Below are 25,940 nucleotides of genomic sequence, written 5' to 3'. Positions count from 1 at the left end.
CCACACTAGCATGGAGCCTCGATAGAGCAAGAGATCCGTTGCCACATGCTCGTGCTGTGGTTTGGGTGTACGGTTGGACAGATGCTGCTGTCAGGACTTCTCGCCAGGCTGCCGCTGCTCGATCTGCAACCGCGCCCGTTCGGTCGCCTGCTGCAACCGCTCCCCCAGCACCGCACGCGGCGGCAGGGTCGTCAGGTATTCGGCTACGTGGATGCCCGACTTGTCCAGCTCCAGCAACTCGATCTGCTCTGACTTCTTGCCGGTACAAAGAATGATGCCCAGCGGCGAGGCTTCCTCCGGTTCGCGTTCGTGCTTGTCGAGCCAACGCAAATAAAGCTCCATCTGCCCCTTGTATGCTGCCTTGAACTCGCCGATCTTCAACTCCACCGCCACCAGCCGCCGCAGCTTGCGGTTATAGAACAGCAGGTCCAGGTGGAAATCCTCGTCGTCGATCTGGATGCGTTTCTGCCGGGCTAGGAAAGAGAAGCCCGCGCCCAACTCCAGCAAAAAAGACTCCATTTCGCGGATGATCGCGGCTTCCAGGTCGCCTTCCTGCCAGGTATCGCGCAGGCCCAGGAAGTCGAGGATGTACGGGTCGCGCATGACCAGCGCCGGCGACATGCGCTGCGCATCGCGCATCGCCGCCAGCTCTTGCGTGATCGTCTCGTCCGGCTTCTTGGACAGCGCCGTGCGCTCGTATAGCATCGAGTCGATGCGCTCGCGTAGCGTCCGCACGCTCCAGCGTTCGGCGCTGGCCATTTGCACGTAGTAGTCCCGCTGGAGCGGGTCTTTTAGCGGCAGCAGCGCCACGAAATGCGACCAGCTCAATTGTCGTGACAGCGTCACGACAATTGGCTCGTCCGAGAAGGTGGCGGCGAACTGCACCATCCGGCGCAGGTTCTTGTCCGCGAAGCTACGTCCGTAGTCGCGGACAAGCTGCGCCGCCAGGGTCGGCAGGATTTCGTCGCCGTACCCGGCCCGCTGCCCGGCAAGCACTTCCGTATGGATGCGCTGGCCAATGCGCCAGAACAGCAATGTCAGCTCGGCATTGACCGCCGAGGCGACGCGCTGGCGCGACGCTTCGATCAGTGCCCGGATGTCGCCCAGCAGCGCGGGCGGCGCTGCTGGCGCTGAGACGGATGCCTTGCGCCGGGTCATGCGGCCACCTCCTTGGCTCCCTGCATCCCGGTGATCGTCTTACGCCGATTCGCCACCAGTTCGGCCGCCTCTCGCACCGGCTTATCCTCGGTGTGGACGTAGCGCATGAACATGACGACGGTCTTGTGCGCCGTTAGCGCCATGCCGACCTTGACCGGGATGCCCGAATTGGCAATGTCGGTCGCCGAACGGTGGCGGATGCCATGCGTGCCCACGTGCGTAGCGCCAGCCGCCTTGAGCGCACGGCTCCAGCCACCGTAATACTCGCCCGTGGTTAGATGCTTGCCAGCGTGGCTAGGAGAAGGCAGCACATAGCGGCTACCCTCCTGCCGGGGTGCCGTCGAGAGTAGCCGATAGGCTTCCTCGCTCATGGGCTTAGACATGCCGCCTGTCTTGCTGTCAGGCCAGACGACGCGCCGGTTCTGCAAGTCAACCCAGTTCCATTCCAGCGCGATGATTTCCGAGCGGCGGCCGGCGAACTCGAACTGCAGGCGGATTCCCAAAGGGATGACGTAGTTCTCCAGCCCCTCCGACTCGATCTTGTCGAGCTGTCGGAACAGGTTGCCCATTTCTTCGTCGCTGATGAGGTGAGTCGATTTGCCGGCAGGGAACATCGGGACGTGACGGCAAGGGTTGGTACCGTCGGGCCGATAGCCCCATACCTCGGCCATGTTGAACATCTTGCGCAAGACGCTGAATACCTTGTTCGCCTCGGTCTGCTTGTACGAAAGCTTTTCCATCAGTCCGGCGATTTCAGGACGCTTCACGTCCTGAACTTTCTTGCGTCCCAGCAGCGGAATAATGTTGCGATTGATGACAGCCTGATAGCCGGCTTGGGTGCTGAGCTTGTTGCGCTTCTTGGAGTAGTCCTCCATGAACTTCGTGCATAGCTCCTTGACCGTAGGTGCCTGGCGCGCCTCCGCCTTCTCTGCGGCGGGATCTCCGCCTCGGCGGACTTGGGCCAGCCATTCCTGCGCCAGCGACCGCGCCTGTTCGACGGTCAGCTCCCCGTACAGTCCTAGCGAGGGCTTGCGGCGCTCGCCAGCGTTCGTCCGGTACTGGAGCATGAACACCTTGCGACCCGCCGGGGTAATCTTGCACAGGAAGCCGGGGACCAGCGTGTCCCGGAGTTCGACGGCCTCTGCCTGGGGTTGCGCCGCATCGACAGCGGACTTAGTGAGTTTGATCTTAGCCATGATGACTCCTTGGAAAGACCTGGATTCCAAGGGCCGGATAGGAGTCAGGCGGTCGGAAGTCAGGTCAGGTTTCGGAAAGCACCGGCATATGTTGAACTCGCTTAAGTCATTGATAAACCTGCTGTATCGGGCTGTAGCGTAGTCCAGCGAATTTCGGTGCTGGAGTCATGGTGAAATAAAAAAAGGGGCTACGCAATCGCGCAACCCCTTGTTTTTAATAGTAATTCTGGTGGGCCTCCCGTGAGTCGAACACGGCACCAACGGATTATGAGTCCGCTGCTCTAACCAAGCATGAGCTAGAGGCCCGGGGTGGTGCTGGCGTGGCGGGCGTTGATCCCTGCCTCGCGTGGCCGTTGTGAAACGGACACGCGAGCATAGGGGGAACCGCCGCCTACGTCAAGCCCTGACGGGCCTTTAATTGCCTTCCAAGAAGCTTTTCAGCTTGTCGGAGCGCGATGGGTGGCGCAGCTTGCGCAGCGCCTTCGCTTCAATCTGGCGGATGCGCTCGCGCGTGACGTCGAATTGCTTGCCGACTTCTTCCAAGGTGTGGTCGGTGGACATTTCGATGCCGAAACGCATGCGCAGCACTTTCGCTTCGCGCGGCGTCAAGGAGTCGAGCACGTCCTTGACCACGCCGCGCATCGAGGCGTGCAGGGCCGCGTCGGCGGGGGCCAGGGTGTTGTTGTCCTCGATAAAGTCGCCCAGGTGGGAATCGTCGTCGTCGCCGATCGGCGTTTCCATCGAGATCGGTTCCTTGGCGATTTTCATGATCTTGCGAATCTTGTCCTCGGGCATTTCCATCTTGATCGCCAGGGTGGCCGGATCGGGTTCCGCGCCTGTTTCTTGCAGGATCTGGCGCGAGATGCGGTTCATCTTGTTGATCGTCTCGATCATGTGCACCGGGATACGAATCGTGCGCGCCTGGTCGGCGATCGAGCGCGTGATCGCCTGGCGTATCCACCAGGTGGCGTAGGTCGAGAACTTGTAGCCGCGGCGGTATTCGAACTTGTCGACCGCCTTCATCAGGCCGATATTGCCTTCCTGGATCAGGTCGAGGAACTGCAGGCCGCGGTTCGTGTATTTCTTGGCGATCGAGATCACCAGGCGCAAGTTGGCTTCCGTCATTTCGCGCTTGGCCTTGCGCGCCTTCATTTCACCGGCCGCCATCTGGCGGTTGATGTTGCGCAGGTCCGGCAGCGGCAGCACGACGCGCGCCTGCAGGTCAATCAGGCGCTGCTGCAGTTCCTTGACGGTCGGAATGTTGCGGCCCAGGATGGCGCTGTAGGCGTGTCCTGCGTTGACTTCGCCGTCGACCCAGTCAAGATTGGTTTCATTGCCCGGGAAGACCTTGATGAAGTGGGCGCGCGGCATGCCGCAGCGGTTCACCGCCACATCGAGTATCTGTTTCTCGATATGGCGCACTTCATCGACCTGGCCGCGCAGGGTGTCGCACAGCTTTTCCACCACTTTGGCGGTGAAGCGGATGCCCAGCAGTTCGTGCGAGATCGCTTCCTGCGCCTTGGCGTAGGGCTTGGAGTTGTAGCCTTCTTTTTCAAAGGCGCGGCGCATCTTGTCGAATTGCTGGGAAATCACGGCGAATTTTTCCAGCGCCGTGCGTTTCAAGGTTTCCAGCTGCTCGGCCGAGAAACCGGCTGCTCCGGACGCGCTCGATTCTTCCTCTTCGCTCTCTTCCTCTTCTTCCTCTTCGCCCTCTTCCTCGTCTTCCTCGACGGGTGCGGCGACCACCGGCGCGACCACCGGCTCGCTGTCATCGACCAGGCCGTCGACGATTTCATCGATCTTGGTCTCGTCGTTGGCGATGCGGTCGGCGGCGGCGATGATCTCGGCGATCGTCACGGGGCAGGCGGAGATGGCCTGTATCATGTCTTTCAGGCCGTCTTCGATGCGCTTGGCGATTTCGATCTCGCCTTCGCGCGTCAGCAGCTCGACCGAGCCCATTTCGCGCATGTACATGCGCACCGGGTCCGTGGTGCGGCCAAAATCGGAGTCGACCGTCGACAGTGCGGCCTCGGCCGCCGCTTCCGCCTCGTCATCGCTGGTGACGACGGCAACATTGTCCGTCAGCAGCAGACTTTCGGCGTCCGGCGCATGCTCGTAGACGGCAATGCCCATGTCGTTGAAGGTGCCGATAATGCCTTCGATGGCTTCCGGGTCGACAATGTTTTCGGGCAGGTGATCGTTGATCTCGGCGTAGGTCAGGAAACCGCGTTCCTTGCCAAACTTGATCAGGGTCTTGAGTTTCTGGCGCCGGCGCTCGAGTTCTTCCTCGCTCGCTTCGGTATCGGACGAGAACGCATCTTTCAGCAGCGCGCGCTCTTTCGCCTTGCGGTCCTTGGCCTTGGCCTTGTCGACGGCCTTCAGTTCAGCCCGTTCGACGGCGTTCAGCGCGGCGACTTCGTCATTTTCTGGCTGGAATTCTTTTGGCTTGCGGCCACGGCGGCCTGGCACTTTTACCGAGGGCAAGACATAGCCCGACGTATCGATGGCGGCCAGGGTGGCGGCATCGGTGGTCTGGCTCACCACGGGGGCACTGATGACCCGCGTTTCCGGCCGGTCCAGCGCCTTTTCGGCTTTCGTGGTAACTTTAGTGGGCTTCACAGCCGCTTTGGATTCGGGTTTCTTGATTGGCACAGGCGCTTTCGATTACACAACGACTTGCTTTACGGTGGATTAGGATAAAGTTTGCTGCCAGCTCCCGCGTCTCGACGAAAGCCACCATCTTCGAACCTGCCGACAACCCAGGTTCGACACTGTTACGTTACTTACACCTCATCGGCCACGATCCGCGGGAATCGCAGCACTTCCTGTCCACCAGCTGTCGCCAGCCGTTTTCGGCAGAAAATACTGCATCCGACCGCGCGGGAGCGAGAGCCTGGCACGATGCTAGCGCCAGCTGGCCCTGGCTGCCGACGCGATCCCTGCGCCGATCAAGAGCCTAACTTACTGAAAACAAACACTATTTACGAACAAAACTAGCTTGCCAAAGCACACAATACTTAGCATTTGATTATAGCACGCGAAAAATGTTTTTCCAGTTCACACAATATCCCACAGGAAACATTACCGATTCAGCAACTCCGCATCGCGCTGGCGCTCCAGCTCGCCCTGCTCCTGCATGATTTCGCGGTAGCGTACACCAATTTTCTCCGATGGCAAACCCGACGCAAACAATTGCTGCAGTTCCGCCTTCAAGGCGTTCAGCTTGATTTCGCGAATGGTGCTGACCAGCCACGAGTGCTCGCTGTCGTAATCCGATTCGCTGCCGGCGGCGATCTCGCCGATGATCTCGTCGTACTCGCTGCCCAGCTCCTTCAGTTGCTGGGCCAGCGCGGCAAAACTACCGTGCTCGCCCAGCGCCTGGCCCACGCCCACCAGCTGCCCCAGGCTGTGCGCCGCATCGGGCCCCAGGTGCTGGAAGGCGGCCAGCGCCGCTTCGTCGATCTGCAAAGTCAATGGCGGATGGGCCACCAGCATGCGCATGATCTTCAGTTCCAGCCCCACCGGCACGGGACGGCCCGATTTCGGCGGCGCGCGGCGCGCCACGGCGACCGGCTTGGCCAGTTCGAACAAGGCCTCGATCTCGGCCGGCGTCGACTGCGTCAGTTGCGCCAGGCCGCGCACGATCTGCAGGCGCAGGGACGACGGCACCATCAGTTGCAACAACGGCTTGGCGTCGAATTGGACACGCGCGCGCCCTTCCGGTTCCGACAAATCGTGCTCGCCCGAGACTTCCTTGAGCAAAAATTGCGACAGCGGCATCGCCTCGTGCACCTGCCGCTCGAAGCCTTCGGCGCCGAATTCACGGATATAGCTGTCCGGATCGTGCTCGGACGGCAGGAACAGGAACTTGATGGTCTTGTTGTCCGACACGTGCGGCAAGCTCGCTTCCAGCGCGCGGCGGGCGGCGCGGCGGCCGGCCTTGTCGCCGTCGAAGCTGAAAATCACGTTGTCGGTCTGGCGCAGCAGTTTTTGCACATGGGTCGGCGTGCACGCCGTGCCCAGGGTGGCCACCGCTTGCGGAAAGCCCATCTGCGCCAGCGCCACCACGTCCATATAGCCTTCCGTCACCAGCACATAGCCGGCGTCGCGGATGGCCTGGCGCGCCTCGAACAACCCATATAGTTCGAATCCCTTGGAAAACAAGGGGGTTTCCGGCGAATTCAGGTATTTCGGCTCGCCATGGTCCAGCACCCGGCCGCCAAAAGCGATCACCTGACCCTTGGTATTGCGGATCGGGAACATGATGCGTTCGCGGAAACGGTCGTAGCGCTTGCGGTTATTGCCCTCTTCGTCGACCTTGTCGATCACCAGGCCCGCTTCGACCAGGGCCAGCACTTCGTAGTCGGCAAACACGGAACGCAGATTGTCCCAGCCGCCGGGCGCGTAGCCCATGCCGAAGCGAGCAGCCACTTCGCCGGTCAGGCCACGGTTTTTCAAATAGGCGATGGCGTCCGGCGCGTGGCGCAACTGGCCGCGGTAATAGTCGCACGCTTGCGTCATGGCGTCGGACAGGGCCAGGCTTTGCGCCTGAATCTGTGCGCGCTGGGCCGGCGGGATCTTGTCGTCCGCCTCCGGCACCACCATGCCGACGTTTTGCGCCAGGTCCTTGACGGCGTCGACAAAGCCCATGCCCGAATATTCGATCAGGAAGCCGATCGAGGTGCCATGCGCGCCGCAGCCGAAGCAGTGATAGAACTGCTTGGTGGGGCTGACGGTAAAGCTGGGCGATTTTTCACTGTGGAACGGGCACAAGCCCATGAAATTCGCGCCGCCTTTTTTCAGCTGCACATAGCGCCCGACGACATCGACGATGTCGACGCGGTTGAGCAAATCGGAAATGAAAGATTGTGGTATCACTGGCGAGGGCGGTTTTGTTATAGGTCAGACTATACTACCGCACGCGGCCGGATGTTGATCCAGGTCAACGTGTGGCGCTGCAGCTGCCAGCGCACTCGCCGGCAGCCGTTATTGCTTGAAGATAAGGCTTACGCGGCTGGTGTCAATGCTTTTTTTACCAGCGCCGAGACGACGGTCATGTCGGCACGGCCAGCCAGCTTCGGCTTGACGATGGCCATGACTTTACCCATGTCTTGCGGACCGGCGGCGCCCGAGGCGGCCACGGCGGCAGCCACTTCAGCGGCCACTTCTTCGTCCGACAGGCCGGCAGGCATATAACCGGCCAGGTGCACCAGCTCGGCTTTTTCGATGTCGACCAGGTCGGCACGGCCACCGGCTTCGAATTGGGTGATCGAATCCTTGCGCTGCTTGATCATTTTTTCAACGATGGCCGTCACGTGCGTGTCCGTCAGCTCGATGCGCTCGTCGACTTCCTTGCGCTTGATTTCAGCGAGCAGCAGGCGAATGGTGCCCAGCTTGCCGGTTTCCTTGGCGCGCATGGCATTTTTCATGTCTTCGGTAATTTGTTCTTTCAAGCTCATGGCAATCCTCGTTATTGGTGTGATGGGCAACACATGCGTGCGGGCCACAAAAGCGAAAACCCGCTGCGGCGAACCGGAGCGGGTATGCGACTCATCTGAAGCAGCGCTCCAGGCGAATCAAAACAAAACCCGTGGCGAACAATGCGCCGTGCTACCCGGGTTGGTTCTGACTGGACAGTCTTAGAATAATTTTTTCGGCAGTTGTTGGCTGCGGATGCGTTTGTAATGACGCTTGACAGCAGCTGCCAGCTTGCGCTTGCGCTCAGCTGTTGGCTTTTCGTAGAATTCGCGTGCGCGCAATTCGGTCAGCAGACCCGTTTTTTCGATGGTGCGTTTGAAGCGACGCATTGCGACTTCGAACGGCTCGTTTTCTTTAAGGCGAATAGTGGTCATGTAAAATTCAAACCGTTGAGGTGGTGTATAGGAAGAGGTAGATAGTAGCAGCTTTTATCGGAAAAGGAAAGCCCTTCCCTGCTTGCGCCTGGGATGCGGCCTGTCCAGGCCATGCGGCTGTGGTGTAAACCACGCAAATGAACGGACGCGCTGTGGCGTCAATTCATTTTACCGCAAGCTGTTTCATCTTGCTTATTGCAGTGCCACGCCGGCCGCCGCGCCCGAGGCCCAGGCCCACTGGAAGTTGTAGCCGCCCAGCCAGCCCGTCACGTCGACCGACTCGCCGATAAAGTACAGGCCCGGCACCTTGTTGGCCATCATGGTCTGCTGCGACAGCTCGCGCGTGTCGATGCCGCCGCGCGTCACCTCCGCCTTGCGGTAGCCCTCGGAACCGTTCGGCACGATGGACCAGGCATTGATGGCCTGCCCCAGCTTGCGCAGTTGCGCGTCGGGCATGTCGGCGATGCGCGCGTCCGCCGCCAGGCCGTTGACGGCCAGCAGGCAGTCGGCCAGGCGCTCCGGCAGCCATTGCGAGACGATATTGCCCAACTGCTTTTTCAGGCTGCCCTTGCCTTCGATCAGCACTTGCGCCACGTCCACTTCCGGCAGCAGGTTGATGACAATCGGCGTGCCGGGCTGCCAGAAACTGGAAATCTGCAAAATGGCCGGGCCGGACAGGCCGCGATGGGTAAACAGCAAGTCTTCGCGGAAACGCGCGCCGGTCGGCTTGCGTCCTTTCAGGCTGCCCGTCTCCACGTCCACCTCCAGCGCGATGCCCGACAATTCGGCGAACGGCGCCCAGCTGGCGGGATCGAAGGTCAGCGGCACCAGCGCCGGACGCGGCTCGACCATTTTCAGGTCGAACTGGCTGGCGATGCGGTAGGCGAAATCGGTGGCGCCGATCTTCGGGATCGACAGGCCGCCGGTGGCGATCACCACATTGGCCGCCTCGATCTCGCCGCTGTCGGTGCGCAGCACGAAGCCGCCATCATCCTGGCGCGCCACGCTGTCGATCTTGCACGGCATGCGCCAGTGCACGTCACCGGCAGCGCACTCGTCCTTGAGCATCTCGATGATCTGCTCGGCCGATTCATTGCAGAACTGCTGGCCCTTGTGCTTCTCGTGGTAGCCGATGCGGTGTTTTTTCACCAGCGCCAGGAAATCCTGCGGCGTGTAGCGCGACAGCGCGCTCTTGCAGAAATGCGGGTTGTCCGACAAAAAATGCTGGGGACCGGCGTGGATATTCGTGAAATTGCAGCGCCCGCCGCCCGAGATGCGGATTTTTTCGGCCAGCTTGGCCGCGTGATCGATGATCACCACGCGCTTGCCCTGCTGGGCGGCCACGGCCGCACACATCATGCCGGCCGCGCCCGCGCCGATCACTGCCACATCAAATTGTTTTGCCATAAGAATTCCGGTCACCGCTGATTACAAAGCGCCATTGTAAACGGCGTAGGCCATCAGGCGGCGGCGCTTGCAATCTTGGCAGACGCCATCAGGCATTGCTCCACCTGCTCGGCGATCGATGGCGGCACGGCAATCTCGCCGGCCAGTACTTGCCTGATCCAGGCGGCGGTGGTGGCCGCGTCGCGCTCCACCGGCAAATGCGGCAGTTGCTCGACCAGCAACTGCTTTTCCACCAGCACCGTGCGTTCAACATCGTGGAACCAGTCGATCTGCTGCGCCTTGTTGGCGTTGGCCACGGTTTCGCCTTCCGTGCCGCGCATCAAAAAAGCGTCGCCGCGCCCGGCGGGGGCGGCCGTGATGAAATATTCACCGAGCATTTCCAGGTATTCCGGATGCGTGTACGACACCAGGCGCAGCGCCGGGCCCGCAAACGGCTGCATGATCTTGACCAGGGTATGGGTGGAGTTGCGCACGCCCAATATGCGGCGCAGCGACAACATATGGGCCAGCCTGGGCGCCAGCGCGGTGATCGGCATGAAGGCGACCTCGCCGCGCGCCATGGCGTCTTGCGCTTGCTCATGGCTGTCGCAGGCCGGCACGCCCAGCGCGGCCAGCACTTCGGCGGTGGTGACGCGGCCCGGGTCCAGCGTCACGCCATGCACCAGCACCGGCGCGCCGCCGCGCGCCAGCAGCAGCGCCAGCAAGGCCGTCAGATTGGCCATCTTGCGCGCGCCGTTGTAGCTGGGAATGACGATCGGCGCGTACGGCCCGGCTGGCGCCCGCAGGGCCGCAAACGACGCTTCGGCCGCTTCGAGGAAACCGGCGATCTCGTCCACCGACTCGCCCTTGATGCGCATCGACAACAAAATGCCGCCCAGCTCCAGGTCGGACACGCGCCCGTCCAGCATGGCGCGGTACAGGGCGCAGGCATCGAGGCGCGTCATGCTGCGCGCGCCGTGCTTGCCGCGGCCGATCTCCTTGATGAAGCGGGCGGCGGGAAATGGCTCTCCGGCCACGTCGGTATGGGGAATGGATACGGTAGTCATGGCGCCAGCTTACACGGATTTGCCTTCTATCTCGCAGCCTGGGCTGGCGATGCAGGCGATTGCCATGCCGGCTTGCGTTGTAAAAAAACAACATCACCACCTGCTTGAATCCGGCCGCGCAGCACCTGCGTATATGACTGTATTGGAGGAATCAACATGGGATACGCAAACAAACCCGAGCAGGCCGTGGTCGGACTGGAAACCAGCAAGCTGCATGTGAAGGCGGTGCTGCTGCGCGATGGCGAACTGCTGTGCAAGGTCTTGGAAAACGACATGGCCGGCTACCGCTGGCTGCGCAGCTGGCTGCAAAAGAACGATGTCGCCGTGACCGGCCTGCGCGTGTGCATGCGCCTGGACGCGCCGCACAGCGATATCGCGGCACGCAGCCTGGCGCTGATGGGCATGCAGGTGTGCGACGCGCCGCCGGCCGCGCTGGAACAGTTTGCGCGCAGCAATGGTTTGACCGGGCTGGGCCTCGGTGCGGCCCTGCTGGCGCGCTATGCCGAGGCGGTCCAGCCGCCGCGCTGGACGCCGCCCCCGCCCGCCTATCTGGAACTGCGGCTGTGGCTGCAGCGCCTGCAAGCGGTGCAAGATGTGCGCCGCCAGGAAGCGGCCAGGCTGGACAGCCACCTGCAGGCCGGCCAGCAGGCGCTGCACGCCTTGCTGATGGAACAGATCGCCTGCCTGGACCAGCAGATCGCCCAGCACGAGGAAGTGATCCTGGCGCATATCCGGCGCCACCCGAACCTGGACAAGCCGCCGGAACTGGCGGCCAACCACCAGCGCGTGGCGCGCCTGGCTTTCTCTGTCGAAAAAGCAACTCGGCTATAGGCGTTTTGCCCGGCAATCTTCCGCCAGGGTGCATTTCCGCTACACTATTGCCTCTTGAAGAATGCAATCAGTGAAAGCCCAGCCAGAATCATGAATACGCCAGACATCGAAAATATCAACGTCACTTCCTTCGCGGCTATGCCCACGCCGGCCGAACTGCACGCCAAACTGCCGCTGTCGGCCAGCGCCTTCGACACCGTCAACCGCGGCCGCGAAGCACTGCGCGACATCATCGACCGCAAGGACCAGCGCCTGTTCGTGGTGGTCGGCCCGTGCTCGATCCACGATCCTGTCGCCGGCCTCGATTACGCGCGCCGCCTGAAGGCGCTGCAGGAGGAAGTCAAGGACACGATGCTGCTGGTGATGCGCGTGTATTTCGAAAAACCGCGCACCACCACCGGCTGGAAAGGCTATATCAACGACCCGTACATGGACGACTCGTTCAAGGTCAATGAAGGCATGGAAAAGGCGCGCCAGTTCCTGCTCGACGTATGCGAACTGGGCCTGCCGACCGCCACCGAAGCGCTGGACCCGATCTCGCCGCAATACCTGGGCGACCTGATCGCCTGGACCGCGATTGGCGCGCGCACCACCGAATCGCAGACCCACCGCGAAATGTCGTCGGGCCTGTCGACGCCGGTCGGCTTCAAGAACGGCACCGATGGCGACATCAGCATCGCCGTCAACGCCATCCTGTCGTCGGCGCATCCGCACTCCTTCCTGGGCATCAACGGCGAAGGCAATGTGTCCATCGTGCGCACGCGCGGCAACGCCTATGGCCACGTGGTGCTGCGCGGCGGCGACGGCCGTCCGAACTACGATTCGGTGTCGATCGCGATCGCCGAACAGGCGCTGGCCAAGGCCAGGCTGCCGGCCAACCTGGTGGTCGACTGCTCGCACGCGAACAGCTACAAGAAGCCGGAACTGCAACCACTGGTGATGGCCGATGTCATCCACCAGATCGTGCAGGGCAACAAGTCGCTGGTGGGCGTGATGATCGAATCGAATATCGTCAGCGGCAACCAGAAGATCCCGCAAGACCTGTCGCAGCTGACCTATGGCTGCTCGGTGACCGACGGCTGCATCGACTGGGAGACGACGGCCACCATGCTGCGCGATGCGCATGCGCATCTCGTGAATCGTCCGAAGTAAACATTTAAGCAATCACTGAAACGGCGCCGCGTGCGCCGTTTTTTTCTTCATCACGCCATCTGCACATGCGGCAGCAGCGCGAACGAGCCGGCCAGCGCCTGTTCGGCCTTGCTGGCCGGGACATTGAGCTCCTTCAGGTCCAGGTAGATGCGCCCGTCCAGGATGCGCACGGCGTACATGCGCGCCATGCCCTGCACGGGCGCGACCAGCCGGCCCGAATCGAGTTCGATGATCCAGCTGTTCTTCGGCCCCATCAGGTTCTTCTCCATCAGGACGCCGTGCGCCAGCGGGCCGCCCAGGCAGGGTACCGTGTCGAGCAGCGCATAGACCGTATCGTCGGCCGCGCGAAACAGCGCCACGCCCGGCAAATCCTGCCAGGCCAGCCCGCGCTGCACCATGCGCGCGCCCGCCAACGGCATGTCCTTCAGCCGGCATATCATTTTCCATTGTTCTGGCATCACAAGCTCCCGTGAGAAAAGCACACCTGTTCCATAAGCAAGAGCGGTGCCAGTCCTGAAACACCACTGGCACGGGGAAATCGAGTACAAACGTCATCATCCGCGCACTGCGCAAGTGCACACTGCCGCCGAAATGGTGCGCCGGCGCCCAGGCTGGCGTGGCCGCTTTCCTTTACAATGGCGGATTACTCCACCTAATTGCACCCTTCATGATTGTTCTTGGCGTCGAATCCTCCTGTGACGAAACCGGCCTGGCCCTGTACGACACCGACCGCGGCCTGCTGTCGCATGCCCTCTATTCGCAGGTGGCCATGCACGAACAGTATGGCGGCGTGGTGCCGGAACTGGCCTCGCGCGACCATATCCGCCGCGCCATCCCGCTGCTGGACGAAGCGCTGGCCAAGGCCGGCATCGCCCTGCCCGAGATCGACGCCATCGCCTATACGCAGGGCCCGGGCCTGGCCGGCGCGCTGCTGGTCGGTTCTTCCGTCGCCTGCAGCCTGGGCCTGGCGATCGACAAGCCGGTGCTGGGCATCCACCACCTGGAAGGCCATCTGCTGTCGCCGCTGCTGGCGTCCGAGCCGCCCGAGTTCCCCTTCATCGCCCTGCTGGTGTCGGGCGGCCACACGCAGCTGATGCGCGTCGATGGCGTGGGCCAGTACACCCTGCTCGGTGAAACCCTGGACGACGCGGCCGGCGAAGCGTTCGACAAATCGGCCAAGCTGCTGGGCCTGGGCTACCCCGGTGGCCCGGCGATTTCGCGCCTGGCCGAATTCGGCGACCCGCTGGCCTACAAGCTGCCGCGCCCGATGATGCACTCGAAGGACTTCAATTTCAGCTTTTCGGGCCTGAAGACGGCCGTGCTGACGGTGGTGAAGAACCACGAAGAAAAGGTGATCGCCAATATCTGCGAACAGGACAAGGCGAATATCGCGCGCGGCTTTGTCGACGCCATCGTCGAAGTACTGACGGCCAAATGCGTGTCGGCCCTCAAGCACACGGGCCTGAAACGGCTGGTGATCGCCGGCGGCGTGGGCGCCAACGCCCAGCTGCGCGCCTCTCTCAACGCGGCGGCAGTCAAGAAGCGCTTCAAGGTGTATTACCCGGAACTGGAATTCTGTACCGATAACGGCGCCATGATCGCCTTTGCCGGCGCCATGCGCCTGCAGATCAACCCCGATGCGGCCAAGCGCGATTATGCGTTCAATGTGCGGCCGCGGTGGCCGCTCGACGAGATTCGCGAAATCTGATTCACTTCAACAAAAAGTTGCGCGCGCCCGCCAGGGCCGCGCCGTCCTGCTCCACCGTCTCATCCTTCAGCCCCACCCCCGACAACCGGCGCGCAAACGCCTGCGACAGCAGGTAGTGCAGCCGGTACGCCGCCTGCGCATACGGCATGCCTTCCGGACGCACGTTCGAGATGCAGTTGCGGCTGTCGTCGAGCAGGCCCACTTTCGGCGCCCACGTCAGGTACAGGCCCAGGCTGTCGGGGGAACTCAAGCCCGGCCGCTCGCCGATCAGCACCAGCACGGCGCGCGCTTGCAATAACTCGCCCACTTCGTCGCCGACCGCCACCCGCCCCTGCCGCACGATGGACAAGGGCGACACTGTCCATGACTCCAGCGCCAGCCGTTCGCGCAGGGCCGCCAGGAACGGCGCCGCATGGCGTTCGATCGCCAGCGCCGATAGCCCATCGCAGGCCACCAGCGCCAGGTCCACGTTCTTCGGACATGGCGCCAGGCGCTGGCGCGACGCTTCATCGAGACGCCGTCCCAGGTCGGGCCGCTGCAAATAGATGGCGCGCGTGGCGGCGGCGCTGTGCAGGGCGATGCTGCCCGGCTCGCGTGCCGCCAGCGCCTGAATATCGAGTTCCAGGTGCACCGCGTCGCGCGCCTGCGCATGGGCCAGCTGGAACGCCAGTTGTCTTGAAGTCGGCAGGCTCACGCCGCTGCGCCCCAGCGCGATGCGCGCCTGGGTATGGCGGCGCAGGGCTTGCCAGGGATTGTCGGTGACGCGGGTGTCGCTGGCCATGGCATGCTCCCGGAGTGGTGGAATCTTGCTACACTGCGCATCAGCATATCACCAAGGAGCACCATGATCGTCGCCGCCGATGCCGTGCTGTGGGACCAGTTGTACGATGCTCCGCTGCTGGAGCGCCTCGGTCCGGCGCAGGATGAAATCATCGACCATGTCACGCAGGTCAATCTCGCCATGGGCGTGGCCGAGCGGCCATCGTCAACCCAGGTGGACGACGCCTTCCAGGCCGACGTGCGCGCGGCGATTGCCAGCATGCCGGCGTCGGTGCAGGCGCTGCTCGACGGCGTGCTGCTGGGCGTGCGCTTTGCACGCCAGCTGGGCTCGTCCGCCATCAGCGATATCGTCGTCAGCTTTGAGGGCGTGATTATCGGCGTGGTGGTGGCGCTCGACGTCGATGCGTTCGAATCGCGCACGGCCAATGCCTGGGCCACATGGAAGGAAAATACGCCGTTTTCTGCCGAGGAGGGTTTTTCCTTGCATGCGCAAATTGCGCTGCCCGGGGACGACAACCGCCAGGGCGCGCTGCAATACCTGCTGTTGCACGAATTCGGCCATGTGCTGTCCGCCGGCCGCAATCTGCTGCACGACTGGTGGCTTGACGCGCAGTCGCTGCGCGATGCCGGCGAATACCACTATTTGCCGCTGGCCTGGCAGATATCGGAAGAAAAGAGCGTCGTGCCGCTGGCGGAAAACGACTTTGCGCTACGTAGCGACATCGTCTACTACCATGGCGCCCGGCTGGCCGCCAGCCAGATGGCGCATGCCTACGGCCAGCTGCAAGGCACGAACTTCGCCACCCTGTACGCGGCCAGCAGCGTGCATGAAGACTTTGCCGAATCGTTCGCCAGCTATGTGCACGCCGTCATGCTGGGCAAACCACAGGCCATCCGCATCGAACACGATGGCGCGCTGCTGCTGCAGTTCGACGGCTACTGGGAGTCGCCGCGCAGCGCCGGCAAGCGCGCGCTGCTGGAACGATTGCTGGGCTAACCGCCAGCCGCTGCCCTTGCCAGCATGGCGCGAAACGCATCGAACACCTTCCGCATCACCGGCCGCTTGTAGGGGTACATCTCCTCGGCATCCATCGCATGCACGATCATGGCATTGTCGGCCTCGAACACCAGCAGTTCGCCGTCACGCGTCTCGGCGCAATCGATGCCGAGATACGGCATAAGCATGCGCGCATCGATGGCCTGGAAAGCCTGCGCATGGCGGCGCGCAAACTGTTCGTCGAAGTGCGCCATGATCTGCGCTTCCTCCTCGCGCTTGACTGCGCTTTCCTCCATGCCCGCGTTCAGGTAGTGGATCATCCAGTGCGAGGAGACGGCAAAGTGACAGATATACGGTGAACCGTCGATCAGCGCGATGCGGTATTTGCGGTACTGGCCGTCCTCATTGCGATAGTCGACAAAGCGGGCGATATAAAAACGCTCGGCGTCGACTTTTTCAAGATAGGCGTGCAGGTCGGCGGCGCCGGCCATGCGTTCCAGGTCATGGCCCGCGTGCGAGCCGAGCGGACGCACGATCAGCGGAAAATCGTCGCCGGGCAGCAGCGAGCCGATCTGCAACTGGCCGTCGGCCAGCGCCTGCAGTTGCGTACGGTCCAGGCGCGCCGTGCGCGGCATGGCCACCCCTGGCACGTCCTGCAGGCGGGCGCACAGGCCGTCGCGCGAGGTATGCGCGATTTTTTCAGGCAGGTTGACCACGGGGCGCGGCCAGTCGCGCAGAAAGGCCACCAGGCGCGCCAGCAAGGGCTGGTTCGCCTCCGATTCGGCCACCGCCACCAGCAGCACATCATGGTCGGGCACTTCTTCGGGAAAGACACTGTCTGCCGTCAGGTACAGCAAGTCCATGGCCACGTCGGACTGCTCGACCAGGAATTCGATCGGCGTATTCGACATCAGATCGCCCGGCCCCATCACCACCAGCACGCGGATGCCGGGGCCGGACTGCGGCGCCTGCGCCGGCAGGCAATACCACTGCTGCAGTTCGATCGCCTGCGCTTTCACCGCCAGCGCCAGCTCGCGCTGTCCCTTCAGTTGCAGCACGGTGGAAAAATCGAGCCAGGCGTGGGCATCGTCGGCATGCGCCTGGGCGCGCGCCAGCAGCGCTTCGCCCAGCGGCGCCAGGTCCTGCTGTAAAAAGGCCAGCCGCATCAAGGGCGCCAGGCCGATCAGCGGCGCGTATGGCGTGGCGGCCTGCTGCATCAAATCAGTCATGGTGTTTCCGTAAATCAAGAGAGGCGCGCGGCGCCAAAGCGCAGCACGGCGTCGACCAGCGCGTCGATATCCTGCGCGCGCGTACGGTGGTTGACGATGGCGGCGCGGATCGCCAGCTGGCCATTGATGGTGGTCGACGACGGCGCGGCAATGCCCGACTCATGCAGGTCGGCGACGATCTCGCCATTGAAGGAATCGCTGTCGCCGCCAGGCACGCCGCGGTGGCGGAAGCAGACGATATTGAGGGTCACGGGCGCCAGCAGTTCGAGTTCCGGCGTGGCGCTTACGCGCTCGGCCAGATGGCGCGCCAGCGCGCAGGTGTGGGCGATCGCCGCGCCCATGCGTTCGGCGCCATGCACCTTGAAGGTGAACCAGGTTTTCAGGGCGCGAAAGCCGCGCGACAGGTCGGGGCCGAAGTCGCACGGCCACGGCGAACCGCCGGCCAGGCCGCGCGCTTCGCGGCGCAGATAGGCGGCCGGCGCGGCAAACGCCGCCATATGGCGGGCGCCGTCGCGCACCAGCAGGAAGCCCGCGTCATACGGCACCTGCCCCCATTTGTGAAAATCGAAGGCCAGCGAATCGGCCAGCTCAACGCCGGCCAATAGCGGCGCCACCTCGGGCGACAGCATGCCCAGCGCGCCATAGGCGCCGTCGACGTGGAACCACAGTTTTTCACGCCTGGCCAGCGCCGCCAGTGCGGACAGGTCATCGATGGCGCCCGTGTCCACCGTGCCGGCCGTGCCGGCGATAAAGAACGGCTGCAAACCCGCCGCGCGGTCCTGCGCGATCGCCTGTGCCAGCGCGCTCACATCGATCTGCTGCCTGCCATTGACGGCGATGCGGCGCAGGGAGCTTGTCCCCAGGCCCGACAGATCCATCGCCTGGGCGATGCAGCCATGGGCGGCAGCCGAGGTGTAGGCCACCAGCCGCGTATTTTTCACGCCGTCCTGGCGCGCGGCCACGCCCAGCGCCTGGGTGCGCGCCACCAGCACGCCCATCAGATTGGCCATCGAGGTGCCGGTGACGAACACGCCGCTGGCCGTGTCGGGAAAGCCGAACAGTTCGCGCATCCAGCGCCCGATCTGGCGCTCCACTTCCACCGGCATCTGGCTGCGCCCGCCCACATTGGCGTTCAGGCCGGCCGCCAGCATCTCGGCCAGCATGCCGACCGGCGTACCGCCGCCATGCACCCAGCCCATGAAACCGGGATGGACATTGCCCACCGCATAGGGCAGCACGTCCTGCATGAAGGTGGCGTGGGCGTCGGCCAGCTCGCCCGGCGCGCGCGGCAGCGGCTCGGCAAAGCTGGCGCGCGCCGTGGCGGGCGCGGCCTGCCAGACGGGACGCGTGCGTATCTGCTGCGCATAGTCGAGCATGTCGTCGAGCATGCGGTGGCTTTGCGCGCGGAAGGCATCCCATTCTTCGGGCGTCTGCGGGTCGAGGGAATCTGGATCGGGTGGCAGCATGATGGCGTCGCTAAAGTAGATGGTTGATTATCGCACCGGCATGGCCAGCCAGGGCGCCATTTACATCTGTTACCTGGCCAGCCGCTTGAGCGCCGCCTGGAATGCCGGCGCCAGCTGCGCCGAGAGTTGACCGTCGCCCTGGGTAATCTGCATGCGCGCCAGCCAGGCCTCGAACTCGGGCGCCGCGCCCAGGCCCAGCACGCGGCGCGCATACAGGGCGTCATGAAACGAGGTGCTCTGGTAGCCCAGCATGATGTCGTCGGCGCCCGGCACGCCCATCAGAAAATTGCAGCCGGCCGCGCCCAGCATGGTCAGCAGCACGTCCATGTCGTCCTGGTCCGCTTCCGCATGGTTGGTGTAGCAGACGTCGCAGCCCATGGGCAGGCCCAGCAGCTTGGCGCAGAAATGGTCTTCCAGCCCGGCGCGGATGATCTGCTTGCCGTCGTACAGGTATTCGGGGCCGATAAAGCCGACCACCGAGTTGACCAGCAGCGGCGCATATGCTCGCGCCACGGCATGGGCGCGCGCCTCGCAGGTCTGCTGGTCCATGCCGTGATGCGCGCCGGCCGACAGCGCGCTGCCCTGCCCCGTCTCGAAATACATGACGTTGTTGCCCACCGTGCCGCGCCCCAGCGACAGCGCCGCCGCCCGGCCCTCGGCCAGCAGCGCCAGGTCGATGCCAAAGCTGCGGTTGGCCGCCTCGGTGCCGGCCACCGACTGGAACACCAGGTCGACCGGCGCGCCGCGCCGTATCGCCTCGATGGTATTGGTGACATGCGTGAGCACGCAGGACTGGGTGGGAATGGCGTACTGGCCGATCACGCCATCGAGCAGCTGCAGCAGCGACACCACCTGCGCCACATTGTCGGTGGCCGGATTGATGCCGATCACGGCGTCGCCGCTGCCATACATCAGGCCATCGACGATCGAGGCCGCGATGCCGGTGGCGTCATCAAGCGGGTGGTTCGGCTGCAGGCGCGTGGCGAGACGCCCTGCCAGCCCCAGCGTATTGCGAAAGGCCGTGACGACGCGGCACTTGCGCGCCACCAGCACCAGGTCCTGCAAGCGCATGATCTTGGACACCGCCGCCGCCATTTCAGGGGTGATGCCGCGCGCCACCGCCGCCAGCACGGCGCTGTCGGCGGAATCGCTGAGCAGCCAGTCGCGAAAATCCCCGACGCACAGATGCGCAATCGGCGCAAACGCGGCGCGGTCGTGGCTGTCGATAATCAGTCGCGTGACTTCATCGCTGTCGTATGGCACCAGCGCTTCGTTCAGGAACACCGTCAACGGCAGGTCGGCCAGCGCCATCTGCGCGGCGACCCGCTCCTGCGCGTTCGAGGCGGCCACACCGGCCAGTACGTCGCCCGAACGCAGCGGTGTCGCCTTGGCCAGCAGGTCTTTCAGGTCGCGGAAGCGGTAGACCATGCTTCCCAGCGTGTGCGCATAATGACTCATCCGATTTTCCTCCCGTACCAGCCATTCTACGCCTGCACGGCGTCACTCCAGGCTGCGCAGCGCGCCCTCGACATCGGGATGGCGAAACACGAAACCGTCGGCCAGCAGGCGGCGCGGTACCACGCGCTGGCCCTCGACCAGCAAGTCGGCCTGCTCGCCCAGCAGCGCGCGCATCACGAATGCCGGTGTCGGCATGAATGAAGGGCGATGCAGCACCTTGCCGGCCACTTTCGCAAACTGCCCCTGGCGCATCGCTTCGGGAGCGCAGAAGTTATACGCACCACTGACGCCATCGTCTTCGCTGCGGCGCGCCAGGTGCGCGATGCCACGGATCACATCCTGCACATGCACCCACGACATCCACTGGCGGCCAGCGCCCAGCGGGCCGCCCGCTCCCAGGCGGATCGGCAGCAGCATCTGCGGCAGGGAACCCTGGTGGCCGAACACCAGGCCAAAGCGCATGCGGCCGACCTGCACGCCATACTGCTCCGCCGTACGCGCGGCCGCCTCCCATTCGCTGCACAGCTGCGACATAAAGATCGCTTGCGGCGGGCTATCCTCGGCCAGCTCGTGATCGTCCCCTTGCGGCTGCACGCCGTAATAGCCGATGGCCGACGCCGACAGCAGCACGCGCGGCTTGTGCGCGGCGCGGGCGATCCAGGCGACCAGGTCCTGCGTCAGCCCGATGCGGCTACGGCGCAGGGCAGCCTTGCGCGCTTCGGTCCAGCGTGCGCCGACGATGCGCGCGCCGGCCAGGTTGACCACCATATCGATATGGGCACTGTCTGCCAGGTCGCGCATGCTGGTGATACAGCGCACCTTGCCATCAAACGTCCACGCCGCCTGTTTCGCCTGGCGCGTCAGCACCGTCACCTGGTGGCCATCGGCCAGCAAGGCATGCACCAGCTGCTGGCCGATAAAGCCGGTGGCGCCCGTCACCAGTACCTGCTGCGGCGTGGTGGCGAAAGACAGCTGTTCCGTTTCCTGTTTTTCCTGTTTCTCCTGCACCACGCGCCTGCCCAACTGCCAGGCCGCATGGCCGTCGCGCAGGCCGGACAAGCCCACACCCACCCCGCACAGCGCCAGGAAGACGCTGAGCCAGCCGTAAGGCTGCCACACCAGCGCCGTTGGCAAACTGGCCCAGTCGGCGCTGTTGAGGGCCAAGAGCGCAATGAATGCGCCCGCATTGATGGCCAGCACCGTGTGCGTGACCCTCTCGGTAGCCGGCAGCAGGCGCGTGCGGTCTTCGACCACGAAGTCCCACAGGGTCAGCACGATCTCCACGCTGAAGACGAGCACCAGCACCCAGGCCCAGGCGCCATGCCATTCCCAGGACGACAGGCCGGCAAACAGCACGCTGTAGATCAGCGCGCGGATCGAGTGGATGCTCAGTTCGAGGCGCGCCGACTTCTTTTGCGGCAGCGCCTCGGTGATTTCATGGTGGTAGATGGTGTCAAAGGCGCCCAGGCAGCCTTGCGCCGCCATCAGTTGCAGAGCCAGCAAATGGGTATTCATGGTGTGTCCTTGTCGGTGTCGGGGGCCGCCGCTTCGCGAAACACGCCGACCTGGGTAAAGGTGGTGCCGAACAGCACATGGCGGATCTCGATGCGGATATTGAATTGCTGCGGATTGTCGTTGCGGTGGCACAGATAGGTCTTGCCGGGCGTGAGCAGGCCGGGCAGCGGCATGCGCCAGCCGAACAGGTCGAGAAAATAGCCGTCGCTGGTGAAGTACAGATTGCCCTCGCGGATATCGAGCAGCAGCTTCATGCCCAGGCCCATGCCCACGTATTCCAGCACTTCGCCCTGTTCGCTTTCGGCCATATAGGACGTGAAGCGTATCGGTTTGCGATCATGCAGGCGGTAGGTGCGCTGCTTGAAAATATGGGGGCAGCCCGGGCGCGAATAGACCTCGATATCGACCGGGAAATTCGCGTCATTGTGCGGTATCAGCGCGCCGTTGATGAAGGGCCGCGTGAGCCAGCCCAGCACCTTGCCCAGGCGCGAACAACTGAGCTCGCTGAGTTCGCCCCGGTAGTACAAGGGCTGGCCCGGCGCGGGATTTTTCTCGAAGCGGCGGCGGATATCGGGGTGCAGGTTTTGCCAGGCATCGCCCATCACCTTCTTGAACAGCTCTCCTTCGGACGGGTCGTTCATGGCTTGCCCTTCTTCGCCTTGGCCGGCTTGTCGTCGGAACTGAGGAACTTGGCCACCTTGCCACCCATGGACAGCATGCGCTGCAGGGTGGCCGGGGGCAGGTTTTTATAATCGCTGTAGGTGGCACTGAGCATTTCCAGAAAGGCGAGCACTTCGCCCATGCGTGCCAATGTCTCCGGCGGAATCGCCGCATCGTGTTCACCCTCGATCGCGCATTCGCGCAGCACCGTCAGCGTGGGATCGATCTCGCGCCGCTTGCGCTCTTCCATGATGACGCGGAAGATTTCCCATACATCCTGCAGCGCAACGAAGTGGTCGCGCCGGTCGCCCATCACGTGCGTGACGCGCGCCAGGCCCCAGCTTTGCAGTTCCTTCAGGCTGTTGCTGACGTTCGAGCGCGCCACGTTCAGGCTGGCCGCGATATCTTCCGCCGTCAGCGGCGCATTGGCCAGGAACAGCAGCGCGTGGATCTGCGCCACGGTACGGTTGACGCCCCAGCGGGTGCCCATCTCACCCCAGTGCAGAATATACTTTTGTGTGGTTGGACTCAGTTCCATGCGCTTGACTCCCTGATTTCTCTTATTTCTGTCGTTACAGAAATGTAAGACAGTAAGAAAACTGAGTCAAGCGCGATTCGTTACAGAGATGCCGGCGGCTGGCCCATCGCTTTCAGGAACTGCTGCTGCGAAGCGTGCAGCTGCAGGTAGCCGATCTCACGGTAGGTCAGCCCGTGGCGCGGCGCCAGTTCGGCAATAATGCGCGCCAGCGCCGGGTAGTGGCGGTGGTTCCAGGTCGGGAACAGATGATGGGTCAGGTGCAGGTTCAGGCCACCTAGCCAGTAGCCGAGCCAGCGCAGGGCGCGCGGTTTCGGCGTCCAGTCGCAGGCCGTATAAAAGGTGTGCTGGTACCAGTCGTGCGGCATGGTGCCGTCTTCGCCCGGCTGGAAGAAATCGACTTCGGCCCAGTGCGTGCCCAGGATCAGCGCCACCAGTACGCACGACGCGATCATCTGGCCCAGCAGATACGCGCCCAGCACCGTGCCCCAGGCTATGCCGTGACTGTGCACCACCCAGCTTGGGACGGCCAGCACCAGGGTCAGGTGCGCCAGCTTCCAGCCGAGGAAAACCATCCAGCCGCGCCAGCCCTGCAGGCGGCTGTGCACCGCCACCGGCGTCTTGCCGAAGCGGTCCAGCCAGTCGCCATACCAGTTCAGGTAGGGCAGCGACAGGGCGGCGATCACCGGCCAGTACAGATACTGGTAGCGGTATTGCGGCGACCAGCGCTGGTACGGCGTCTGCCGCAAGAACGGATTCGGTTCCGTGTCGAGGTCATAGCCTTCTACGTTGGCGTAGGTGTGATGGAAGTGCACGTGGCGGATGGTCCAGAAATCCATGTCCACGCCCACCGGCACGCTCACCAGCCGCGTCAGCAGGCGGTTCAGCGGCCCACGGCGGAACATGGCGCTGTGCGCGCCATCGTGCAGGCTGTTCATGGCCAGCACCATGGCCGTGACCACGCTGGCGACATAGCAGGCGACAAAGCCGAAGGCAGTGGCGGCGTTCAGTGCCAGACCATACAGCAGCGCCGCCATGCTTGTGAGGGCGATGGCCTTGGCATGCATGCGCCAGTCGGCAAAACGGTGCGTGGATGCCGCCGCCAGGTAGGCGTCGGCCCGCTCGCGCAGTTCGCGCCGGAAGGCCGAATCGCGCGCAGGGGCAAACCGCAGCGGCGGCAAGGACTTCGCTGCCGTCATGCGCGGGTGCCCTCTTGCGGGGCAGGCCACCATAGCCGGCGCGCGCCATCGAGGCCGTGCACCAGCAGCAGGCCCATGAAGATCACGCCCCAGGCATCGCGCGCGCCCTGCCAGAACAGGAACAGCAGCGGCAGCGCCAGGCAGATGGCGATCCACGCCATCGCGCCCCAGCGGCGCGCATCCGACAGGCCGCCCAGCGCCAGGGTGCCGGCAAAGATCAGCGCAAACAGCGTTGTTTGCTGCGCGGCGGTCCATGCCGCTTCATGGTTGACGTAATAAATCACCAGGCCAAACAGGATCACGCCGCCGATGCCGATATACAGTTCGGGCACGTGGAACACGCCGCGCGACTGCCAGTCGGGAAAGCGGGCGCGCAGCCACTTGAACAATTTGCCGTTGCTGGCCAATAGCGGGTTATGGGTCGGCGTCGTGCCTTTGACGCCATAGCGCATTTCCACGCCGTCGAGTTCGGGCTGGAAGCTGCCGAACAGCTTGTCCCACAGCAGCAGGGTGCCGCCGAAATTGCGGTTGATATAGCGCTTGTCGGTGCCGTGATGGACCCGGTGGTGCGAGGGCGTGACCATGATTTTATCGAGAATGCCGGACTTGTTGACCAGCGCATTGTGGTTGTAGAACTGCACCGAATAATGCAGCGACGAGATCACGACGAAAATCTCCAGCGGTAGCCCCAGCACGGCCAGGATGGCGATAAACGGAAAATTGGTCAGCGACGAATACCAGGAATTGCGCACGCCCAGCGACAGGTTGAAATGTTCGCCCTGGTGGTGCACCACGTGCACGGCCCACAGCAGCGGTATCTTGTGGTGCAGCCGGTGCATCCAGTAAAAGCACAGATCCCAGGCGACAAAGGCGAACAGCCACTGCGCGGCCACCGGCCACTGGTCGACGATATGCAGGTTGGCATGGCGCAGCAGCAGGGCGAAGGCCGCCACTTCCACGCCGCGAAATACCCACATCAGGATATGGCCTGAATTGAGGTTGAAGATCACGTCCTTCCATGGCACCGGCGTCTTGCGTACCCATTTGAGTATCAGGAGTTCGGCCAGCACAAAGGCGAGCATGATGACGAAAGTGAGGGCAAAGGGATTGAGGGTCATGGTGCAATTTCCGGGGAAATGTCGCGACGATCTGCCGAGGATACGCGCATTTTCGCCAGCGCGCCGCTCGCCAGGCCCACCAGCAGGCCGGCGCCCAGGTCGATGCTGACATGGCGGCGCAGCGCGATAATGGCGTAGCAGATGCCCAGCGTGAGCAAGACGGCCAGCAGGGAACGCATCGGCCGCTCGCGCTCGAACAGCGCCCAGGCGCACAGCAGAGTCAGGGCGCCATGCAGCGAGGGCAGGCAGTTTTGCGTGGAATCCATCGTCTGAAGCATGCGCAGCATCTGCGTGCTCCAGCCCATGCCGTCGCCCACCGGTGGATAGGCCAGCGTGGTCGGATAGAGCAGAAACACCAGGCCGCAGATCAGCGCCGACACCGCCATGGCGCGCGCCAGCCAGCGCACGCGCGCCGGGCTGACGACCAGATAGGTGTACGGGATCAGGATAAAGAAGGACAGGTACAGCCAGATCGCCGCGTCGCTATAGGCAATCGCGCGGTCGATCAAGGTCTCGGGCAGTATATGGGGCAAAAGCGCGCCCTGCCCCTGTAACCAGTCGCTGGAAAAATATACCAGGCCCACGCTGCCCCAACCGGCCAGCAGGTAAAACAAACGTGTCAACAAGGTCATG

The 25,940-nt window shown here is 63.5% G+C and carries 23 protein-coding genes and 1 tRNA gene; 4 read left to right on the top strand and 20 right to left on the bottom strand.

Annotation, left to right across the window (positions count from 1 at the left end; genetic code table 11):
- Window positions 1-90: 90 nt before the first annotated feature.
- The 9 genes from Q8L25_RS09345 to ybiB all read right to left on the bottom strand — a co-directional run bounded on the left by Q8L25_RS09345 (window position 91) and on the right by ybiB (window position 10,659).
- Entirely contained in the window at window positions 91-1,158 is a 1,068-nt protein-coding gene (locus Q8L25_RS09345; protein WP_004883035.1) for a YhcG family protein, read from the bottom strand.
- Window positions 1,155-2,354: a site-specific integrase gene (locus Q8L25_RS09340; RefSeq protein WP_004883034.1), complete on the bottom strand. Its 1,200-nt coding sequence runs from the start codon at window positions 2,352-2,354 to the stop codon at window positions 1,155-1,157. The genes Q8L25_RS09345 and Q8L25_RS09340 overlap by 4 nt, the downstream gene beginning before the upstream one ends.
- 227 nt (window positions 2,355-2,581) lie before the next feature.
- A tRNA-Ile gene (locus Q8L25_RS09335) sits at window positions 2,582-2,660 on the bottom strand.
- Between the two features lie 108 nt (window positions 2,661-2,768).
- A complete protein-coding gene (gene rpoD, locus Q8L25_RS09330) occupies window positions 2,769-4,973 on the bottom strand; it encodes an RNA polymerase sigma factor RpoD (protein WP_374694253.1) in 2,205 nt (734 codons plus the stop codon).
- A 462-nt stretch (window positions 4,974-5,435) separates the two neighbouring features.
- Window positions 5,436-7,232 (bottom strand): DNA primase, encoded by a 1,797-nt coding sequence (gene dnaG, locus Q8L25_RS09325; protein ID WP_308924595.1) that lies wholly within the window; start codon window positions 7,230-7,232, stop codon window positions 5,436-5,438.
- Window positions 7,233-7,360: 128 nt separating this feature from the next.
- On the bottom strand, window positions 7,361-7,813 hold the full coding sequence (locus tag Q8L25_RS09320) for a GatB/YqeY domain-containing protein (RefSeq protein WP_308924594.1): 453 nt from the start codon (window positions 7,811-7,813) through the stop codon (window positions 7,361-7,363).
- A 180-nt stretch (window positions 7,814-7,993) separates the two neighbouring features.
- A complete protein-coding gene (gene rpsU / locus Q8L25_RS09315; protein WP_008451879.1) occupies window positions 7,994-8,206 on the bottom strand; it encodes a 30S ribosomal protein S21 in 213 nt (70 codons plus the stop codon).
- Between the two features lie 192 nt (window positions 8,207-8,398).
- Window positions 8,399-9,613: an NAD(P)/FAD-dependent oxidoreductase gene (locus tag Q8L25_RS09310; RefSeq protein WP_308924593.1), complete on the bottom strand. Its 1,215-nt coding sequence runs from the start codon at window positions 9,611-9,613 to the stop codon at window positions 8,399-8,401.
- A 53-nt stretch (window positions 9,614-9,666) separates the two neighbouring features.
- Window positions 9,667-10,659: a DNA-binding protein YbiB gene (gene ybiB, locus Q8L25_RS09305; RefSeq protein ID WP_308924592.1), complete on the bottom strand. Its 993-nt coding sequence runs from the start codon at window positions 10,657-10,659 to the stop codon at window positions 9,667-9,669.
- 156 nt (window positions 10,660-10,815) lie between these two features.
- On the opposite strand from ybiB, the gene Q8L25_RS09300 reads away from it, so the two are divergent.
- Entirely contained in the window at window positions 10,816-11,490 is a 675-nt protein-coding gene (locus Q8L25_RS09300) for a hypothetical protein (RefSeq protein ID WP_308924591.1), read from the top strand.
- 90 nt (window positions 11,491-11,580) lie between these two features.
- Window positions 11,581-12,642: a 3-deoxy-7-phosphoheptulonate synthase gene (locus Q8L25_RS09295; protein ID WP_308924590.1), complete on the top strand. Its 1,062-nt coding sequence runs from the start codon at window positions 11,581-11,583 to the stop codon at window positions 12,640-12,642.
- Between the two features lie 50 nt (window positions 12,643-12,692).
- On the opposite strand, the gene Q8L25_RS09290 is transcribed toward Q8L25_RS09295, so the two are convergent.
- Window positions 12,693-13,100, bottom strand: coding sequence for a nitrite reductase (NAD(P)H) small subunit (locus Q8L25_RS09290; RefSeq protein ID WP_072455133.1), 408 nt, complete (start codon window positions 13,098-13,100; stop codon window positions 12,693-12,695).
- Between the two features lie 209 nt (window positions 13,101-13,309).
- On the opposite strand from Q8L25_RS09290, the gene tsaD reads away from it, so the two are divergent.
- Window positions 13,310-14,350 carry a tRNA (adenosine(37)-N6)-threonylcarbamoyltransferase complex transferase subunit TsaD gene (gene tsaD, locus Q8L25_RS09285; RefSeq protein ID WP_308924589.1) on the top strand — a complete coding sequence of 347 codons (1,041 nt, stop codon included), beginning with the start codon at window positions 13,310-13,312 and terminating at the stop codon, window positions 14,348-14,350.
- Between the two features lies 1 nt (window position 14,351).
- Here tsaD and eutC read toward each other — a convergent pair whose 3' ends face one another.
- Window positions 14,352-15,131: an ethanolamine ammonia-lyase subunit EutC gene (gene eutC / locus Q8L25_RS09280; RefSeq protein WP_308924588.1), complete on the bottom strand. Its 780-nt coding sequence runs from the start codon at window positions 15,129-15,131 to the stop codon at window positions 14,352-14,354.
- A gap of 63 nt (window positions 15,132-15,194) precedes the next feature.
- Here eutC and Q8L25_RS09275 point away from each other — a divergent pair, with 63 nt between their 5' ends.
- Window positions 15,195-16,127: a hypothetical protein gene (locus tag Q8L25_RS09275; protein WP_308924587.1), complete on the top strand. Its 933-nt coding sequence runs from the start codon at window positions 15,195-15,197 to the stop codon at window positions 16,125-16,127.
- On the opposite strand, the gene Q8L25_RS09270 is transcribed toward Q8L25_RS09275, so the two are convergent.
- The 9 genes from Q8L25_RS09270 to Q8L25_RS09230 form a co-directional block, all read right to left on the bottom strand.
- Window positions 16,124-17,356 carry a RimK family alpha-L-glutamate ligase gene (locus Q8L25_RS09270; protein ID WP_308924586.1) on the bottom strand — a complete coding sequence of 411 codons (1,233 nt, stop codon included), beginning with the start codon at window positions 17,354-17,356 and terminating at the stop codon, window positions 16,124-16,126. The genes Q8L25_RS09275 and Q8L25_RS09270 overlap by 4 nt on opposite strands.
- 14 nt (window positions 17,357-17,370) lie before the next feature.
- Complete coding sequence (locus Q8L25_RS09265; protein WP_308924585.1) at window positions 17,371-18,822, bottom strand: aspartate aminotransferase family protein; 1,452 nt, start codon at window positions 18,820-18,822, stop codon at window positions 17,371-17,373.
- Window positions 18,823-18,891: 69 nt separating this feature from the next.
- Window positions 18,892-20,280, bottom strand: coding sequence for an ethanolamine ammonia-lyase subunit EutB (locus Q8L25_RS09260; RefSeq protein WP_308924584.1), 1,389 nt, complete (start codon window positions 20,278-20,280; stop codon window positions 18,892-18,894).
- Between the two features lie 42 nt (window positions 20,281-20,322).
- Window positions 20,323-21,795 carry a TIGR01777 family oxidoreductase gene (locus Q8L25_RS09255; RefSeq protein ID WP_308924583.1) on the bottom strand — a complete coding sequence of 491 codons (1,473 nt, stop codon included), beginning with the start codon at window positions 21,793-21,795 and terminating at the stop codon, window positions 20,323-20,325.
- On the bottom strand, window positions 21,792-22,436 hold the full coding sequence (locus tag Q8L25_RS09250; protein ID WP_308924582.1) for a DUF4166 domain-containing protein: 645 nt from the start codon (window positions 22,434-22,436) through the stop codon (window positions 21,792-21,794). The genes Q8L25_RS09255 and Q8L25_RS09250 overlap by 4 nt, the downstream gene beginning before the upstream one ends.
- A complete protein-coding gene (locus Q8L25_RS09245) occupies window positions 22,433-22,993 on the bottom strand; it encodes a MarR family transcriptional regulator (RefSeq protein WP_308924581.1) in 561 nt (186 codons plus the stop codon). The genes Q8L25_RS09250 and Q8L25_RS09245 overlap by 4 nt, the downstream gene beginning before the upstream one ends.
- 80 nt (window positions 22,994-23,073) lie before the next feature.
- Window positions 23,074-24,189, bottom strand: a complete 1,116-nt coding sequence (locus tag Q8L25_RS09240; protein WP_308924580.1) for an acyl-CoA desaturase — start codon at window positions 24,187-24,189, stop codon at window positions 23,074-23,076.
- Window positions 24,186-25,307, bottom strand: coding sequence for a sterol desaturase family protein (locus Q8L25_RS09235; RefSeq protein WP_308924579.1), 1,122 nt, complete (start codon window positions 25,305-25,307; stop codon window positions 24,186-24,188). Before Q8L25_RS09235 ends, Q8L25_RS09240 begins: the two co-directional genes overlap by 4 nt.
- Window positions 25,304-25,939, bottom strand: a complete 636-nt coding sequence (locus Q8L25_RS09230; RefSeq protein WP_308924578.1) for a phosphatase PAP2 family protein — start codon at window positions 25,937-25,939, stop codon at window positions 25,304-25,306. Before Q8L25_RS09230 ends, Q8L25_RS09235 begins: the two co-directional genes overlap by 4 nt.
- Window position 25,940: the final 1 nt, after the last annotated feature.

The sequence above is a fragment of the Janthinobacterium sp. J1-1 genome (assembly GCF_030944405.1).
GTDB lineage: Bacteria > Pseudomonadota > Gammaproteobacteria > Burkholderiales > Burkholderiaceae_D > Janthinobacterium.
Note: the sequence above shows the minus strand (reverse complement) of the source record. Positions and strands in the feature narration are given on the sequence as shown.